At 64.5% G+C, this 15734-nt stretch carries 15 protein-coding genes and 1 tRNA gene; all 16 read right to left on the bottom strand.

Features of this window, described 5'->3' with window-relative positions:
• Positions 1-115: 115 nt before the first annotated feature.
• Positions 116-1576 carry an NADH-quinone oxidoreductase subunit NuoN gene (gene nuoN / locus ACVOJ1_RS00765; protein ID WP_053519920.1) on the bottom strand — a complete coding sequence of 487 codons (1461 nt, stop codon included), beginning with the start codon at positions 1574-1576 and terminating at the stop codon, positions 116-118.
• Positions 1577-1591: 15 nt separating this feature from the next.
• The gene (locus ACVOJ1_RS00760; protein ID WP_053519919.1) at positions 1592-3100 is read right to left on the bottom strand and encodes an NADH-quinone oxidoreductase subunit M; all 1509 of its coding nucleotides are present in this window, start codon (positions 3098-3100) and stop codon (positions 1592-1594) included.
• A gap of 23 nt (positions 3101-3123) precedes the next feature.
• Positions 3124-5286 carry an NADH-quinone oxidoreductase subunit L gene (gene nuoL, locus ACVOJ1_RS00755; RefSeq protein WP_346479892.1) on the bottom strand — a complete coding sequence of 721 codons (2163 nt, stop codon included), beginning with the start codon at positions 5284-5286 and terminating at the stop codon, positions 3124-3126.
• A gap of 7 nt (positions 5287-5293) precedes the next feature.
• The gene (gene nuoK, locus ACVOJ1_RS00750; protein ID WP_053519917.1) at positions 5294-5599 is read right to left on the bottom strand and encodes an NADH-quinone oxidoreductase subunit NuoK; all 306 of its coding nucleotides are present in this window, start codon (positions 5597-5599) and stop codon (positions 5294-5296) included.
• On the bottom strand, positions 5596-6255 hold the full coding sequence (locus ACVOJ1_RS00745; RefSeq protein WP_053519916.1) for an NADH-quinone oxidoreductase subunit J: 660 nt from the start codon (positions 6253-6255) through the stop codon (positions 5596-5598). The genes nuoK and ACVOJ1_RS00745 overlap by 4 nt, the downstream gene beginning before the upstream one ends.
• A 9-nt stretch (positions 6256-6264) precedes the next feature.
• Entirely contained in the window at positions 6265-6753 is a 489-nt protein-coding gene (nuoI, locus tag ACVOJ1_RS00740; RefSeq protein WP_053519915.1) for an NADH-quinone oxidoreductase subunit NuoI, read from the bottom strand.
• Positions 6754-6757: 4 nt separating this feature from the next.
• Positions 6758-7852: an NADH-quinone oxidoreductase subunit NuoH gene (gene nuoH, locus ACVOJ1_RS00735; RefSeq protein ID WP_053519914.1), complete on the bottom strand. Its 1095-nt coding sequence runs from the start codon at positions 7850-7852 to the stop codon at positions 6758-6760.
• Positions 7849-10083, bottom strand: a complete 2235-nt coding sequence (gene nuoG, locus ACVOJ1_RS00730) for an NADH-quinone oxidoreductase subunit NuoG (protein ID WP_053519913.1) — start codon at positions 10081-10083, stop codon at positions 7849-7851. Before nuoG ends, nuoH begins: the two co-directional genes overlap by 4 nt.
• Positions 10080-11420 carry an NADH-quinone oxidoreductase subunit NuoF gene (gene nuoF, locus ACVOJ1_RS00725; protein ID WP_065175540.1) on the bottom strand — a complete coding sequence of 447 codons (1341 nt, stop codon included), beginning with the start codon at positions 11418-11420 and terminating at the stop codon, positions 10080-10082. Before nuoF ends, nuoG begins: the two co-directional genes overlap by 4 nt.
• A 4-nt stretch (positions 11421-11424) precedes the next feature.
• A complete protein-coding gene (nuoE, locus tag ACVOJ1_RS00720; protein WP_006381132.1) occupies positions 11425-11952 on the bottom strand; it encodes an NADH-quinone oxidoreductase subunit NuoE in 528 nt (175 codons plus the stop codon).
• A 97-nt stretch (positions 11953-12049) separates the two neighbouring features.
• Positions 12050-13357, bottom strand: a complete 1308-nt coding sequence (locus ACVOJ1_RS00715; RefSeq protein WP_053519911.1) for an NADH-quinone oxidoreductase subunit D — start codon at positions 13355-13357, stop codon at positions 12050-12052.
• Entirely contained in the window at positions 13354-14100 is a 747-nt protein-coding gene (locus ACVOJ1_RS00710; protein WP_065181852.1) for an NADH-quinone oxidoreductase subunit C, read from the bottom strand. The genes ACVOJ1_RS00715 and ACVOJ1_RS00710 overlap by 4 nt, the downstream gene beginning before the upstream one ends.
• Positions 14101-14133: 33 nt before the next feature.
• A complete protein-coding gene (locus tag ACVOJ1_RS00705) occupies positions 14134-14688 on the bottom strand; it encodes a NuoB/complex I 20 kDa subunit family protein (RefSeq protein ID WP_005410463.1) in 555 nt (184 codons plus the stop codon).
• Positions 14679-15035 carry an NADH-quinone oxidoreductase subunit A gene (locus tag ACVOJ1_RS00700; RefSeq protein ID WP_053519909.1) on the bottom strand — a complete coding sequence of 119 codons (357 nt, stop codon included), beginning with the start codon at positions 15033-15035 and terminating at the stop codon, positions 14679-14681. The genes ACVOJ1_RS00705 and ACVOJ1_RS00700 overlap by 10 nt, the downstream gene beginning before the upstream one ends.
• A 111-nt stretch (positions 15036-15146) precedes the next feature.
• Positions 15147-15231 (bottom strand) — tRNA-Leu (locus ACVOJ1_RS00695).
• Between the two features lie 51 nt (positions 15232-15282).
• Positions 15283-15720 carry a preprotein translocase subunit SecG gene (secG, locus tag ACVOJ1_RS00690; protein WP_065175541.1) on the bottom strand — a complete coding sequence of 146 codons (438 nt, stop codon included), beginning with the start codon at positions 15718-15720 and terminating at the stop codon, positions 15283-15285.
• Between the last annotated feature and the right edge of the window lie 14 nt (positions 15721-15734).

Below are 15734 nucleotides of genomic sequence, written 5' to 3'. Positions count from 1 at the left end.
TGAACTGCTGCCCCACCCTGACGAGGGGGCCATTGCAACGATGTTCTGGCTGAACCGCTGCAGTGACAACTCAGGCTGCGCATATTACACGAATCGCGCAGCTTTGTGTCAACTTTTATGCAAGATGCGCAAAAGCCTGCTGGCACCAGACCATGATCGGGTTCCAGGCCAGGCCCAAGGCCAGCAGCGCCAGCGCGTTCACGCCCAGCACCAGGCCCAGCACGCGGTCGTTGCTGCGCGGAATGGCCTCGCCCACCGGCTCATCGAAGTACATGACCTTGATGACCCGCAGGTAGTAGAAGCAGCCGACCACTGCGCACAGCACGCCGAGGATCGCCAGCCACAGCAGGCCGCCGTTGACGGCCGCACCCAGCACCGCCAGCTTGGTCCAGAAGCCGAGGAACGGCGGAATGCCCGCCAGCGACGCCATGATGCACAGCACCAGGCCGGCCATCCACGGATTGCGGGCATTCAGGCCCTTGAAGTCCTCGATGTTCTCGGCCTCGAAGCCGGCACGCGACAGCGCGATGATCGCGCCGAAGGCAGCGGTGGACATGATGGCGTAGGCCAGCGCATAGAACAGCGCGGCAGCGTAGCCCTGCGAGCCACCACCGGCGATGCCCATCAGCAGGAAGCCGATGTGCGAGACGGTGGAGAACGCCAGCATGCGCTTGAGATTGCTCTGCGCGATCGCCATCAGGTTGCCGATCACCAGCGATACGGCGGCCAGGCCGGCGATCAGCAGCTGCAGCTCGGTCGACAGCGGACCCACGCCCATTTCCAGCAGGCGGTAGGCCATGCCGAACGCAGCCAGCTTCGGTGCCGAGCTGATGAACAGCGCGATCGGCGCCGGCGCACCCTGGTAGACGTCCGGCAGCCACATGTGGAACGGTGCCGCACCCAGCTTGAAGGCCACGCCCGCGATCATGAACACCGCGCCGGTGATCAGCAGCACGCGCTCTTCGGAATGCGGGATGGCATCGCGGATCACGTCCAGGTGCAGGCTGCCGGTGGCGCCGTAGATCAGCGACATGCCATACAGCAGCAGGCCGGAGGCAAGCGAACCGAGCACGATGTACTTCATCGCCGCTTCCGAGGCCAGGCCGCTGTCGCGGTTGCTGGCCACCAGCGCATACGAGCACAGCGCCAGCAGTTCCAGGCCCAGGTAGACCATCAGCAGGCTGCCAGCCGAGACCAGGATCATCATGCCGGCCGTGCCGAACAGGATCAGCACCGGGATCTCGCCCTGGAACAGGTTGCGGTCGCGCAGGTAGCGCCAGCCGTACACGAGGGTCAGGCCGCTGAGCAGCACGATCCCGGTCTTCATCACGTCCGCGGCGGTATCGCGCACGAACATGCCATGGAAGACCTCTCCCTGCCCGCCCACGCCGGTCGCCAGCATGAACAGCACGACGGCCAGTGCAGCAACCGAGAACAGGTGGGTGACGATCTTGTTCCGCTCGCTGACGAACAGGTCGAGGATCATCAGGGCGAAGGCGCTGCCGATCAGCACCAGCTCGGGGGCGAGCGGAGGCAGGTCAGCAGCGGTCAATGGCAGCAGCGGCGAGGTGGTCATCATCAAATCCTGGAATTACAGCAGCTTGCTGGATGCGATCTGCATCGCCAGCTTCGCGATCGAGGGCTCCATCAGGTCGGTCAGCGGCTTGGGGTAGATGCCCAGGGCAAGCACGCCGATGGCGAACACGCCCAGCACCAGCCATTCGCGGCCGTTGATGTCCTTCAGTTCGGCGACATGGCTGTTGGCCACTTCGCCGAAGAAGATGCGCTTGTACAGCCACAGGGTATAGGCCGCACCGATGATCAGGGTGGTGGCCGCGCCCAGGGCGATCCACGGGTTACGCTGGAAGGCGGACAGGATGACCATGAACTCGCCGACGAAACCGCTGGTGCCCGGCAGGCCCGCATTGGCCATGAAGAACAGCATGGCGAAGGTGGCGAACCAGGGCATCACATTGACCACGCCGCCGTAATCGGCGATGCGGCGGCTGTGCATGCGGTCGTACAGCACGCCGACGCAGGAGAACATCGCACCCGACACGAAGCCGTGCGAGATCATCTGCACCATCGCGCCCTGCAGGCCCAGGCGGGCCGCATCGACGTTGCCGGCTTCACGCACCAGCCACAGGGCAATGAAGGTACCCAGGGTGACGAAACCCATGTGCGCGATCGATGAGTACGCGATCAGCTTCTTCATGTCGTCCTGGACCAGGGCGACCAGGCCAACGTAGATCACCGCGATCAGCGACAGCGCGATCACCAGCCAGGCCCACTCCAGCGAAGCATCCGGCACGATCGGCAGGTTGAAGCGCAGGAAGCCGTAACCACCGATCTTCAGCGCGATGGCGGCCAGGATCACCGAACCGGCGGTCGGCGCTTCCACGTGCGCATCCGGCAGCCAGGTGTGCACCGGGAACATCGGCACCTTGACCGCGAAGGCGATCAGGAAGGCGAAGAAGATCCAGGTCTGCTCCTTGGCCGTCAGCGGCAGCGCGTACAGATCGGCCAGCTGGAAGCTGCCGCCCTTCATGTACAGGTAGATCAGCGCCACCAGCATCAGCACGGAGCCGAGGAAGGTGTAGAGGAAGAACTTCAGTGCGGCGTAGATGCGACGCGGGCCACCCCAGACACCGATGATGAGGAACATCGGGATCAGCATCGCTTCGAAGAACACGTAGAACAGCATCGCGTCCGTCGCGGCGAAGATGCCGACGGTGACGCCTTCCAGGATCAGGAAGGCCGCCACGTACTGGTTGACGCGCTTGTCGATCGCGCTCCAGGCACCGATCAGGGCAAGCACGCTGACCAGGGTGGTCAGCAGGATCAGCGCCACGGCGATGCCGTCCACGCCCAGGTTGTAGCCGATCTTGTACGCCGGGATCCACGCATGGGTCTCGACGAACTGCAGGCCATCGATGCCCGGGTTGTAGCCGCCCAGCAGCGAGAGGCTCGCCACGAAGGTCAGCACCGCCACGCCCAGCGACGCCCAGCGGGCGGTCTGCGCATCACGGATCGCAAGGATCAGGGCACCACCGATGATCGGCAGCCAGATGAGGACACTGAGTAGAGGCCAGTTCGACACGTCTTCTTATTCCGTACAGGTCATCAACGCAGGTAATGCATCAGCACGCCCAGCAGGGCAATCAGGCCGATGATCATCGCGAAGGCGTAGTGATAGAGGAAACCGGATTGGGTACGACGCAGCACGCCGGCTGCGACGTCCACAACACGTGCCGAGAGATTGACCACGCCGTCGACGATGTTGCTGTCGATCCAGCGCGAGACCCTGCCGAGCTTGACGCTGCCACCGGCAAAGCCATCGATCCACAGCTTGTCGAAGCCGTACTTGTTTTCCAGCACCGACACCACCGGGGCGAAGGCCTTGCGTGCCTTGCCCGACAGGTCCGGCTTCCACAGGTAGAACAACGCGGCCAGCAGGAAGCCCGCCAGGGTCAGCCAGAACGGCGGCAGCATCATGCCGTGCAGCGCGAACGCCACCGGGCCATGGAACTCCTCGCCGAGGAAGGCCACGGTGTTCTTGGCCGGATCGTAGAAGTCGACGATGCCGGTGAAGAACGTGGTCGCCTGGCCCTTGATCGTCTCATGGGCGTGGTGGCCGGCCCAGTCGGTGCCGTGCAGCATCGGACCGATGCTGAAGAAGCCGATGGCGATCGACGGGATGGCCAGCAGGATCAGCGGCAGGGTCACCACCCACGGGGTCTCGTGCGGCTCGTGCGCGCCGTGGCCATGACCGTGGTCGTCATGGTGGGCGTCGGCATGGTGCGCATCGGCGGCATGGTGATCGTCATGGCCGTGGCCATGATCGTCATGCGCGTCGCGGAAGCGCTCCTTGCCATGGAAGGTCATGAACAGCAGGCGGAAGCTGTAGAAGCTGGTCACCAGCACGCCGCCCAGCACCGCCCAGTAGCCATAGGTGGCCACCCAGCTGCCCTGGATATGGGCATGGATCTCGGCGGCCTCGATGATGGTGTCCTTCGAGTAGAAGCCGGAGAAGAACGGCGTGCCGACCAGGGCCAGGGTCCCGATCCACATGGTGATGAAGGTGATCGGCATGTACCTGCGCAGGCCGCCCATCTTGCGCATGTCCTGCTCGTGGTGCATGGCGATGATGACCGAACCGGCGCCGAGGAACAGCAGCGCCTTGAAGAAGGCGTGGGTCATCAGGTGGAACACGGCAGCCGAATAGGCCGAAACACCCAGCGCCACGGTCATGTAGCCCAGCTGCGACAGCGTCGAGTACGCGACCACGCGCTTGATGTCGTTCTGCACGATACCGATCAGGCCGGTGAAGAAGGCCGTGGTGGCACCGATGAACAGGATGAAGTCCAGCGCGGTCTGCGACAGCTCGAACAGCGGCGACATGCGGGTGACCATGAAGATACCGGCGGTCACCATGGTCGCGGCGTGGATCAGCGCCGAGATCGGCGTCGGGCCTTCCATCGAATCCGGCAGCCACACGTGCAGCGGGACCTGGGCCGACTTGCCCATGGCGCCGATGAACAGGCAGATGCAGATCAGGGTGGCGATCGACCAGATCACCGGCTCGTTCAGCAGCTGCATCCCGAACAGGGTGCCGTCCCAGATCTGCAGCTGGGCGCGCGGGTCGGCCAGCATGCTGGCCTGCGAGAACACCTCGGAGTAGTCCAGGGTGCCGAACACCCACAGCACGCCGGCGATACCCAGCAGGAAGCCGAAGTCACCGACGCGGTTGACCAGGAACGCCTTCATGTTGGCGAAGATCGCGGTCGGGCGCTTGAACCAGAAGCCGATCAGCAGGTACGACACCAGGCCCACCGCTTCCCAGCCGAAGAACAGCTGCAGGAAGTTGTTGCTCATCACCAGGGTGAGCATCGAGAAGGTGAACAGCGAGATGTAGCTGAAGAAGCGCTGGTAGCCCGGATCGTCCTGCATGTAGCCGATCGTGTAGATGTGGACCAGCAGCGACACGAAGGTCACCACCACCATCATCATCGCGGTCAGCTTGTCGACCATGAAACCGACGTGGGCCGAGTACTGGCCGACTTCGAAGAAGGTGTAGACGTTCTGGTTGAACGGCTGCGCCCCGCCCCACAGCAGCTGGTAGAGCGTGTACATCGACAGGCCGCACGCAACCGCAACGCCGAGGATGGTGATGGTCTGCGCGCCGAAGCGCTTGACCTGGCGACCGAACAGGCCGGCGATGATGCTGCCGAACAGCGGTGCAAGCACCACTGCGATCAACAGACTCTTGGAGAGAGTGATTTCCATCTGTGGATCAGCCCTTCAGCGAATCGACTTCGCCGACATTGATCGTGCGGCGGGTACGGAACAGGGTCACCAGGATCGCCAGGCCGATGGCGGCCTCGGCAGCGGCGACGGTCAGGATGAAGAACACGAACAGCTGGCCGGATGGATCGCCCAGCTGGCGCGAGAATCCGACGAAGTTGATGTTCACCGACAGCAGCATCAACTCGATGGACATCAGCAGCACGATGATGTTCTTGCGGTTGAGGAAGATGCCGGCAAGGCTGATGCAGAACAGCACCGCGCCCAGCGCCAGGATATGGCCCAGAGTGATCATGCCTTGGTCTCCTCTTCGCCCGCCGCAGGCGTGCTGTTGCTGTGCACCACCGGCTGCTCGGCACTCATCTTGACCACGCGCAGGCGATCGTGCGCCTTGACCATGGTCTGCTGCGTCGGGTTCTGGGTCTTCAGGCCTTCGCGGCGACGCAGGGTCAGCATCACCGCGGCCACCACGGCCACGGTCAGGATGACGGCGGCGAACTCGAACGGCAGCAGGTACTCGGTGAACAGGCTGCGGGCCAGCCAGGTGACGTTGGACGTGTCAGCGGCCAGAGCGGCGGCATTGTCGGCCGGGAACGGGTTGACCGCCCTGCCCTTGACGCCGATCAGCATCAGCATCTGCACCAGCATCGCCACGGCCACGACCAGGCCGACCGGCAGGTAACGCACCCAGCCCTCACGCAGGTTCGACGGATCGATGTCGAGCATCATCACCACGAACAGGAACAGCACCATCACCGCGCCGACGTAGACCAGCACCAGCGCCACACCGAGGAACTCGGCGCCCACCAGCAGCCACACGCAGGCAACGGAGAAGAAGGTCAGCACCAGGCACAGAACGGCGTGCACGGGGTTGCGCACGCTGATCACCGCCGCGGCGGAGATGCCGGCCACGATGGCGAAGACCCAGAAAGCGATATTTACCCAATCCATCTCTCGACCTCAGCGGTAAGCGGCATCGGCGGCGCGACGCTCGGCGATCTCGGACTCGAGACGGTCGCCCAGGGCCAGCAGCTGCGGCTTGGTAACGATGTTTTCGCCACGATTCTCGAAGTGGTACTCGAGGATGTGGGTTTCGACGATCGAGTCCACCGGGCAGCTTTCCTCACAGAAGCCGCAGAAGATGCACTTGAACAGGTCGATGTCGTAGCGGGTGGTGCGGCGGGTGCCGTCCTCGCGCTTGGCCGAATCGATGGTGATGGCCAGCGCCGGGCAGACCGCCTCGCACAGCTTGCAGGCGATGCAGCGCTCTTCACCGTTGGGATAGCGGCGCAGCGCATGCAGGCCACGGAAGCGCGGCGACTGCGGGAACTTCTCCATCGGGTACATCATCGTGTACTTCGGCCTGACGCTGTACTTCAGCGTCAGCCAAAGGCCGGCCAGCAGTTCGAGCAGCAGCAGGCTCTTGAAGTAATGGGTAATCCTGTTCATCACTTTAGACGCCCTTTTGAATCACGCCGAAGAACACCATGACGGCGGTGACCGCGATCCAGAAAATGGTCAGCGGAATGAAGACCTTCCAGCCCAGGCGCATGATCTGGTCGTAGCGGAAGCGCGGGAAGCTGGCACGGAACCAGATGTAGGCACTGGCGAAGAAGAACACCTTGACGAACAGCCACGGCGCGCCACCCTTCCAGATCCAGTCGACCAGCGGCGACACAGTGCCCGGATCGACCCAGCCCTGGATCGGGCTCAGCCAGCCACCGAGGAAGAAGATCGAGATCAGGAAACTGATCAGTATCATGTTCGCGTACTCGGCCAGGAAGAACAGCGCGAACGCGCCGCCCGAGTACTCGACCATGTGGCCAGCGACGATTTCCGACTCGCCTTCCACCACGTCGAACGGCGCACGGTTGGTCTCGGCCACGCCGGACACCCAGTACACGACGAACAGCGGGAACAGCGGAATCAGGAACCAGTCGAAGAAGCCGGAACTGCCGGCCTGGGCCATCACGATGTTGCTCAGGTTCAGGCTGCCCGAAGCGATCATGACGCCGACCAGGGCGAAGCCCATCGCGATTTCGTAGCTGATCATCTGCGCCGAGGCACGCATCGCACCCAGGAACGCATACTTCGAGTTGGACGCCCAGCCGGCCAGGATGATGCCGTAGATGCCCAGCGAGGTCATCGCCAGCAAGTACAGCAGGCCGGCATTGGCGTTGGACAGCACGATCTGCGAATCGAACGGAATCACCGCCCAGGCCGCGAACGCCGGGGCCAGGGTGATCAGCGGTGCCAGCAGGTAGATCGCCTTGTTGGCGTTGCTCGGCTGGACCACTTCCTTGAACAGCAGCTTGAAGACGTCGGCGAAGGCCTGGAAGATGCCCATGCCCACGTACATCGGGCCATGGCGGACGTGCATCCAGCCGATCAGCTTGCGTTCCCAGACCACGTAGAAGGCCACCGAGACGATCACCGGTACGGTGATCACCAGGATCTTCAGGATGATCCAGAGCAGCGCGCCGATGTCACCGAGGCCGAGCAGCCACTGGTGCAGCGGATCGACCGCGTTCAACAGCAATTCGTTCATGCAGCCACCACCGTTACGCGAGCGGCACCCAGCGGCGCGGTCGCGCCGTGGCCCGATTCAATCCAGACCGAACCCGCAGCGACGCGGGCGTCGACCACCACCGGCAGGGTGGCGCGACCGGCATCGGTGCCGACCTTGGCCATCTGCCCTTCCTGCAGCTGCAGGCGTGCGGCATCTTCCGTGTTGAGGACGATGCGCGGGGCGTTGTTCAGCGGATGCGACTGCAGCGCCGGAGCGCGGCGGACCACGGCATCGGTGCGGTAGATCGCCGCCGTCGAGGCCACTTCCAGGCCTTCGCCTGCAACGGCCGGCTGGGCCGACGCAGCCACGGTGACCGATACCGGTGCCAGGCTGGCACGCAGGCCCGCCAGATCGATGAAGTCGAAACCGGCCACCGCCAGCTCACCGCCCAGGGCACGCAGGACGCGCCAGCCTTCACGGGCCTCGCCCGGCAGCTTGCCACCGGCACGGGCCGACTGTTCGCGGCCATCGAGGTTGGTCAGGGTGGCGTCGATTTCCGGCAGCGCACCGATCGGCAGGATCACATCGGCGACGTCGCGGGTCGAGGCGCAGGCGAAGTGGCTGAACGCCACGACCTGGGCACCGGCCAGTGCCTTGCGCGCGGCAGGCGCATCGGCAAAGTCCAGGCCCGGCTCCAGGCCGTACACCACGTAAGCCTGGCGCGGCTGCGCCAGCATCGCGGCGACGTCCCTGCCGGCCGGCAGCACGCCCGCACGGGTCAGGCCGACGGCGTTGGCGCCCTGCGGAATGCGGCACAGGCGGGCACCGGTGGCGGTGGCGAAATCACGCGCGGCGGCGCGGATCGCGGCAGCCTGCGGGTGGTTCTCGGCGATGGCACCGACGATCAGCACGGTGTTGCTGCCACCCTGCACCGCCGAACGCAGCTCGGCGTTGGCCAGGGCATCGACGAACTGCGACGGTGCGACGATCTGCTTGCCGGCGATGCTGAAGGCGAAGTCGAAGTCGACCGGGTTGACGACGTGGATCTTCGCGCCGTTCTGGGTCTGCGCCTTGCGCAGGCGGGCATGCAGCAGCGGCAGTTCATGGCGGATGTTGCTGCCCAGAACCACGATGCGGTCAGCGCCTTCGATCTCCGCCAGCGGCAGGCCGAACACTTCGGCGGTGGCGGCGTCGGAGAAATCGCGGTTGTTGATGCGGTGATCGATGTTGCCCGAACCCAGGCCCTTGGCCAGGCGCGCCAGCAGAGCGCCTTCCTCGTTGGAGGTCGACGGGTGCACCAGCACGCCCAGGGTGTCGCCCTGGTTCGCCTTGAGGATGTCGGCGGCAGCGGCCAGGCCTTCGGCCCAGCTCACTTCCTTCCACTCGCCGTTGACCTTGCGCAGCGGCTTGACCGCACGGTCTTCGCTGTACAGGCCCTGGTGCGAGTAGCGGTCGCGGTCGGACAGCCAGCATTCGTTGACCGCTTCGTTGTCGCGCGGCACCGAACGCAGCACTTCACCGCGGCGCACATGCAGGAACAGGTTCGAACCCATCGCGTCGTGGTAACCCAGCGACTCGCGCGCGGTCAGCTCCCACGGACGGGCACGGAACTGGAACACCTTGTTGGTCAGCGCGCCGACCGGGCAGACGTCGACGACGTTGCCGGACAGTTCGGTGGTCAGGGGCTTGCCGTCGTAGGTACCGATCTGCAGGTTCTCGCCGCGGTACATGCCACCCAGTTCATAGGTGCCCGCCACTTCGGCGGTGAAACGGACGCAGCGGGTGCACTGGATGCAGCGGGTCATCTCGGTGGCGACCAGCGGACCCATGTCCTCGTCCGGGACCACGCGCTTGCGCTCGTTGAAGCGGCTGACCGAACGGCCATAGCCCAGCGACACGTCCTGCAGCTCGCACTCGCCGCCCTGATCGCAGATCGGGCAGTCCAGCGGATGGTTGATGAGCAGGAACTCCATCACCGAGCGCTGGAACTTCAGCGCCTTCTCGCTGCGGGTGGCGACCTTCATGCCGTCCATCACCGGCGTGGCGCAGGCCGGCGCAGGCTTCGGCGACTTCTCCACGTCCACCAGGCACATGCGGCAGTTGGCGGCGATCGGCAGCTTCTCGTGGTAGCAGAAGCGCGGAATCGGAATGCCGGCCTTGTCGGCGGCCTGGATGATCATCGAACCCTTGGGCACGACCAGGGACTTGCCATCGATCTCGATGGTCACATGGTCCGGTGGCACGTTCGGGTTTACGGGTTGCGCGCTCATGCGGCGGCTGCCTCCACCTTCTTGCCGTCAACCATCGAATGACCGTTGACGATGTAGTACTCGAATTCGTCCCAGAACTGGCGCAGGAAGCCCTGGATGGGCCATGCCGCCGCTTCGCCGAACGCACAGATGGTGTGGCCTTCGATCTGGCCGGCCACCGCCTTCAGCTGGTGCAGGTCTTCCATCGTGGCCTTGCCGGCGACGATGCGCTCGAGCACGCGGTGCATCCAGCCGGTGCCTTCGCGGCACGGCGTGCACTGGCCGCAGGATTCCTTGTGGAAGAACTGGCTGATGCGGCAGGCGAACTTGACGCAGCACACGCTGTCATCCAGCACCACGACCGCCCCGGAACCCAGGCCGGAGCCCAGCGCACGGATGGTGTCGTAGTCCATCGGCAGGCCCTTCAGCTCCGCCGCGGTGAGCACCGGCATGGAGACGCCGCCCGGAATCGCACCCTTCAGGGTACGGCCCGGGCGCAGGCCACCGGCCATTTCCAGCAGCTCGTCGAAGGTGGTGCCGAGCGGCACTTCAAAGTTGCCGCCGTTCTGCACGCAGCCGGAGACCGAGAAGCACTTCGGGCCGCCATTGGCGGTCCGGCTCAGGCCCTTGAACCACTCCGGACCGTTGCGGATGATCGCCGGCACCGAGCCGTAGGTCTCGGTGTTGTTGATCGTCGACGGCTTGCCGTACAGGCCGAAGTTGGCCGGGAACGGCGGCTTGTAGCGCGGCTGTCCCTTCTTGCCTTCCAGCGATTCCATCAGCGCGGTTTCTTCGCCGCAGATGTAGGCACCGGCACCGAGAGCACCGTAGATGTCGATGTCCACGCCTGAGCCCAGCACGTTCTTGCCCAGCCAGCCGTTCGCGTAGGCGTCGGCCAGGGCCTGTTCGAAGTGCTCGAAGGGCTCGTGGTGGAACTCGCCGCGCAGGTAGTTGTAGCCCACGGTCGAACCGGTGGCGTAGCAGGCGATCGCCATGCCTTCCACCACCGAATGCGGGTTGTAACGCAGGATGTCGCGATCCTTGCAGGTGCCCGGCTCGGATTCATCCGAATTGCAGAGGATGTACTTCTGCATGTTGCCCTTGGGCATGAAGGACCACTTCAGGCCGGTCGGGAAGCCTGCGCCACCGCGGCCGCGCAGGCCGGAGGCCTTGACCATCTCGATGACCTGCTCCGGCGGGATCTTCTCTTCGAGGATCTTGCGCAGGGCAGCGTAGCCACCGGTCTTGAGGTAGCTTTCGTACGACCACGGCGTGTCGTAATGCAGGGTGGTGTAGACCACCTGGTGCGGCAGCGGCGCGGGACCGACCGGGCCCTTGGATTCGTGGTGATGTGCCATGCCCTTACTCCAGCCCGTCCAGCAGCTCGTCGACCTTTTCCAGGGTCAGACGCTCATGGTAGTGACCGTTGATGACCATCATCGGCGCACCGCCGCAGCCGGCCAGGCACTCTTCCTCGCGCTTGAGGTAGACGCGGCCGTCCGGGGTCGATTCGCCGTGCTTGATGCCCAGCTTCTTCTCGCAGTGGCGCACGATGTCCTCGGCGCCATTGAGCCAGCAGCTGATGTTGGTGCAGATGGCCACGTTGTTGCGGCCCACCTTCTCGGTCTCGAACATCGAGTAGAAGCTGGCGACCTCGTAGGCCCACACCGGCGGCAGGTCCAGGTACTTGGCCACGCCGGCGATCAGCTCGTCGGTCAGCCAGCCCTCGTTCTGCTCCTGGGCCGCATGCAGGCCCTGCAGCACGGCAGAGCGCTTGCGGTCCGGCGGGAACTTGGACAGCCAGTGATCGATGTGAGCGCGGGTCTTGTCGCTCAGCACCACCATCGGGTCGACGTCGCGCGCCGCCTCGAAATTACCTGTCGCCTTCATCGGCCGACCTCAGCGAAATGCATAACGTGAAATTCCAGGAACTGCGGCGCCGGCTTGCGCCGGCTGCCTGCAGCAGGCGTTGGCGTGGCAGACGGCATTACCGGTCAACCTCGCCGAACACCAGATCGTAGGTACCGATCATCGCCACCACGTCGGCCAGCATGTGGCCGCGCACGACCGAGTCGATCGAGGACAGGTGGGCGAAGCCCGGCGCACGCAGGTGCACGCGGAAGGGCTTGTTGGCGCCGTCGGAAACCAGGTAGCAGCCGAACTCGCCCTTCGGGGCCTCCACCGCCGAGTAGGTCTCGCCGGCCGGCACGCAGTAGCCTTCGCTGAACAGCTTGAAGTGGTGGATCAGCGCTTCCATGTCGTCCTTCATGTCCTCGCGGCTGGGCGGAGCGACCTTGAAGTTCTTGACCATGACCGGGCCGGGGTTGGCCTTCAGCCATGCCACGCACTGCTTGATGATGCGGTTGGACTCACGCATCTCGGCGACGCGGACCAGATAACGGTCGTAGCAGTCGCCTTCCTTGCCCAGCGGAATGTCGAAATCAACGGCATCGTACTTGGCATACGGACGCTTCTTGCGCAGATCCCAGGCGATGCCCGAGCCGCGCAGCATGACGCCGGTCATGCCCCACTGGTGCGCCAGTTCCGGGGTGACCACGCCGATGCCGACGGTGCGCTGCTTCCAGATGCGGTTGTCGGTCAGCAGGGTTTCGTACTCGTCGACGCGACCCGGGAACTCATTGGTGAAGTTCTCCAGGAAATCCAGCAGCGAGCCCTCGCGCGAAGCATTGAGCTGCTTCAGCGCCTTGCCCTTGTGCCAACGGGATTCCTTGTACTTCGGCATGTGGTCCGGCAGGTCGCGGTAGACACCGCCCGGACGGTAGTACGCCGCGTGCATGCGCGCGCCGGAAACCGCTTCGTAGCAGTCCATCAGCTCTTCGCGCTCGCGGAAGGCATACAGCATCACCGCCATCGCGCCGAGGTCGAGCGCGTTGGAACCCAGCCACATCAGGTGGTTGAGGATGCGGGTGATCTCGTCGTACATGGTACGGATGTACTGCGCACGCTCCGGCGCTTCGATGCCCATCAGGGTCTCGATCGCGCGCACGTAGGCGTGCTCGTTGCACATCATCGACACGTAATCCAGTCGATCCATGTAACCGATCGACTGGTTGAACGGCTTGGACTCGGCCAGCTTCTCGGTACCACGATGCAGCAGGCCGACGTGCGGGTCGGCGCGCATGATGGTCTCGCCGTCCATCTCCAGGATCAGGCGCAGCACGCCATGCGCGGCCGGATGCTGCGGGCCGAAGTTCATGGTGTAGTTGCGGATTTCCTGCCGGCTTTCGGCGGCATTGCTGGCGAACGCTTCGCCGGCCTGGTGTACGTGGCTCACTTCACTGCCTCCTGCGCGCGCTCGCCGGCTGCGGTCTGCAGACGGGCGTCGTCGCGGATCACGCGCGGCACGCCGACACGCGGCTCAACCGAGGTGACCGGTTCGTAGATCACGCGCTTCTTTTCTTCGTCGTAGCGCACTTCGACATTGCCGATCAACGGGAAGTCCTTGCGGAACGGATGGCCGACGAAACCGTAGTCGGTCAGGATCCGGCGCAGGTCCGGGTGGCCTTCGAAGATCACGCCATACAGATCGAACGCTTCACGCTCGAACCAGTTCAGGCCCGGCCAGATGCCGGTCAGCGAGGACACCACCGGCAGTGCTTCGTCAGGTGCGAAGCAGCGCAGGTGCATCATCAGGTTGTGCTGGTACGAGCGCAGCTGCGCCACCACGGCAAAGCGCTGGGTCGGCATGTGCTGCGGGCGGGCGCCTTCGGCACTCTCCTCGCTGGGGAACTCGCCCCACGCGAAGCGGCCCTGCGCCTTGCCCTCGACCCCGCGGCTGAAGCCGTGCGAGGACACGTCGGCGGTGTCCCATTCGTCGGAGCCATAGCCCAGGTAGTCCACGCCGCAGAGGTCCACGGCCTGCTCGAAACCAAACTCGTCACGCAGCGCCAGGGCGGTGGCGTGCCACTCGGCGGCAGGCACTTCCAGCGTCACTTCGCCGCGGGGTTCGACCACGATGACCTTCGCACCAGCGAAACGTGCGGAGAGTCGGTCGATGAAGGATGCTTGCTCTGCCATGGGGGCTTGGCGCGCTCTTGTCAGGTGAAGGGGTCAGCGGGCGATGGTCTGTGTACGCCAGATCTTCTTCTGCAGCTGCAGGATCCCGTACACCAGCGCCTCGGCGGTCGGCGGGCAGCCCGGGACGTAGACGTCCACCGGCACCACGCGATCACAGCCGCGCACGACAGAATAGGAATAGTGGTAATAACCACCGCCATTGGCACAGCTGCCCATGGAGATCACCCACTTGGGGTCGGGCATCTGGTCGTAGACCTTGCGCAGTGCCGGGGCCATCTTGTTGACCAGCGTACCGGCGACGATCATCACGTCGGACTGGCGCGGCGACGGGCGGAACACCACGCCGTAGCGGTCCAGGTCCAGGCGCGCGGCGCCGGCGTGCATCATCTCCACGGCACAGCAGGCCAGGCCGAAGGTCATCGGCCACATCGAGCCGGTACGCGCCCAGTTCAGCAGGGCGTCGACGCTGGTGGTGACGAAGCCTTTTTCCAGCAGGGGATTGTCGCCTTCCGGCCGCAGGATGTCATCAACCCGCCCTTCCGGGGTCGGATTGTTCATCAGGCCATCGAGCGTCTGAATCACTCCCATTCCAGCGCTCCCTTCTTCCAGACGTAAATGAAACCGAGGAACAGCATGCCGACGAACAGGCCCATGGTGACCAGCGAACGGGCACCCAGCTCCATGAAGACCTGGGTCCACGGCACGATGAAGATGATTTCCAGGTCGAAGACGATGAACTGGATCGCGATCAGGTAATAGCGCACATCGAACTTCATGCGCGCGTCTTCGAACGCCTCGAAGCCGCACTCGTACGGCGAGAGCTTTTCCAGATCAGGGCGACGGGGACCGAGGAGTCGGCCGACCAGCATCAGCACGACGCCGATACCGGTGGCAACGATCAGAAACAGCAGAGACGGCAAATATTCGGCCAGCACAGCGATTCTCTCTTGCCTCTGCCGCTGCGCCTGCAGGCGCTTTGGCATGGGGGAGTGGACGGGAATCGCCCTGGCGCATTGCGCGCCAGGTGAACCCGCTTTACTTACAAATGGTGCCCAAGAGGGGACTCGAACCCCTACGACTTGCGTCGCTACCACCTCAAGGTAGTGCGTCTACCAATTCCGCCACCTGGGCAAACGATCACATCAGACTATTTTCCCGATGCGCCGCGTATTGTAACCGGCTTCAGTCTTTCTGGGAGCCTTCCGACGGCTTTTCTTCACCAGAAACCGAAGATTCCGCCTGAGCCGGCACAGTCGCCGCCGGAACCGGGGCTGCCGGGACCTCATCGGCCTTCGGAACGGCCGGCAGTTCGCCTGCAGGGGCGGCCGGAGCGCTGGCCGCCGGGGCGGACATCAGACCCAGGTCCTGCTCGGCGGCAGGACGGCTGCCGTGGCCGGCATACCAGGCCATGAAGAGACTGATGCCGAAGAACACCACGGCCAGCCACTTGGTCGACTTGGACAGGAAGTTCGAGGCGCCACGCGCACCGAACACCGTTCCCGAGGCACCGGCACCAAAGCCCGAACCAGCCGCTGCGCCCGAGCCACGCTGCATCAGGATCAGCGCGATCATGGCTACGGCAACCAGCACGTAGACGACATTGAGGATCAACATCAGCATTGGAAATCCGCCCT

The sequence above is a fragment of the Stenotrophomonas sp. STEN225 genome (assembly GCF_056756445.1).
Note: the sequence above shows the minus strand (reverse complement) of the source record. Positions and strands in the feature narration are given on the sequence as shown.

Bases quoted from the DNA above. Each gene is read 5' to 3' on its own strand.
- nuoN (WP_053519920.1), bottom strand. From the start codon at position 1,576: ATGACCACCTCGCCGCTGCTGCCATTGACCGCTGCTGACCTGCCTCCG.
- nuoL (WP_346479892.1), bottom strand. From the start codon at position 5,286: ATGGAAATCACTCTCTCCAAGAGTCTGTTGATCGCAGTGGTGCTTGCA.
- nuoK (WP_053519917.1), bottom strand. From the start codon at position 5,599: ATGATCACTCTGGGCCATATCCTGGCGCTGGGCGCGGTGCTGTTCTGC.
- ACVOJ1_RS00745 (WP_053519916.1), bottom strand. From the start codon at position 6,255: ATGGATTGGGTAAATATCGCTTTCTGGGTCTTCGCCATCGTGGCCGGC.
- nuoI (WP_053519915.1), bottom strand. From the start codon at position 6,753: ATGAACAGGATTACCCATTACTTCAAGAGCCTGCTGCTGCTCGAACTG.
- nuoH (WP_053519914.1), bottom strand. From the start codon at position 7,852: ATGAACGAATTGCTGTTGAACGCGGTCGATCCGCTGCACCAGTGGCTG.
- nuoG (WP_053519913.1), bottom strand. From the start codon at position 10,083: ATGAGCGCGCAACCCGTAAACCCGAACGTGCCACCGGACCATGTGACC.
- nuoF (WP_065175540.1), bottom strand. From the start codon at position 11,420: ATGGCACATCACCACGAATCCAAGGGCCCGGTCGGTCCCGCGCCGCTG.
- nuoE (WP_006381132.1), bottom strand. From the start codon at position 11,952: ATGAAGGCGACAGGTAATTTCGAGGCGGCGCGCGACGTCGACCCGATG.
- ACVOJ1_RS00710 (WP_065181852.1), bottom strand. From the start codon at position 14,100: ATGGCAGAGCAAGCATCCTTCATCGACCGACTCTCCGCACGTTTCGCT.
- ACVOJ1_RS00705 (WP_005410463.1), bottom strand. From the start codon at position 14,688: ATGGGAGTGATTCAGACGCTCGATGGCCTGATGAACAATCCGACCCCG.
- secG (WP_065175541.1), bottom strand. From the start codon at position 15,720: ATGCTGATGTTGATCCTCAATGTCGTCTACGTGCTGGTTGCCGTAGCC.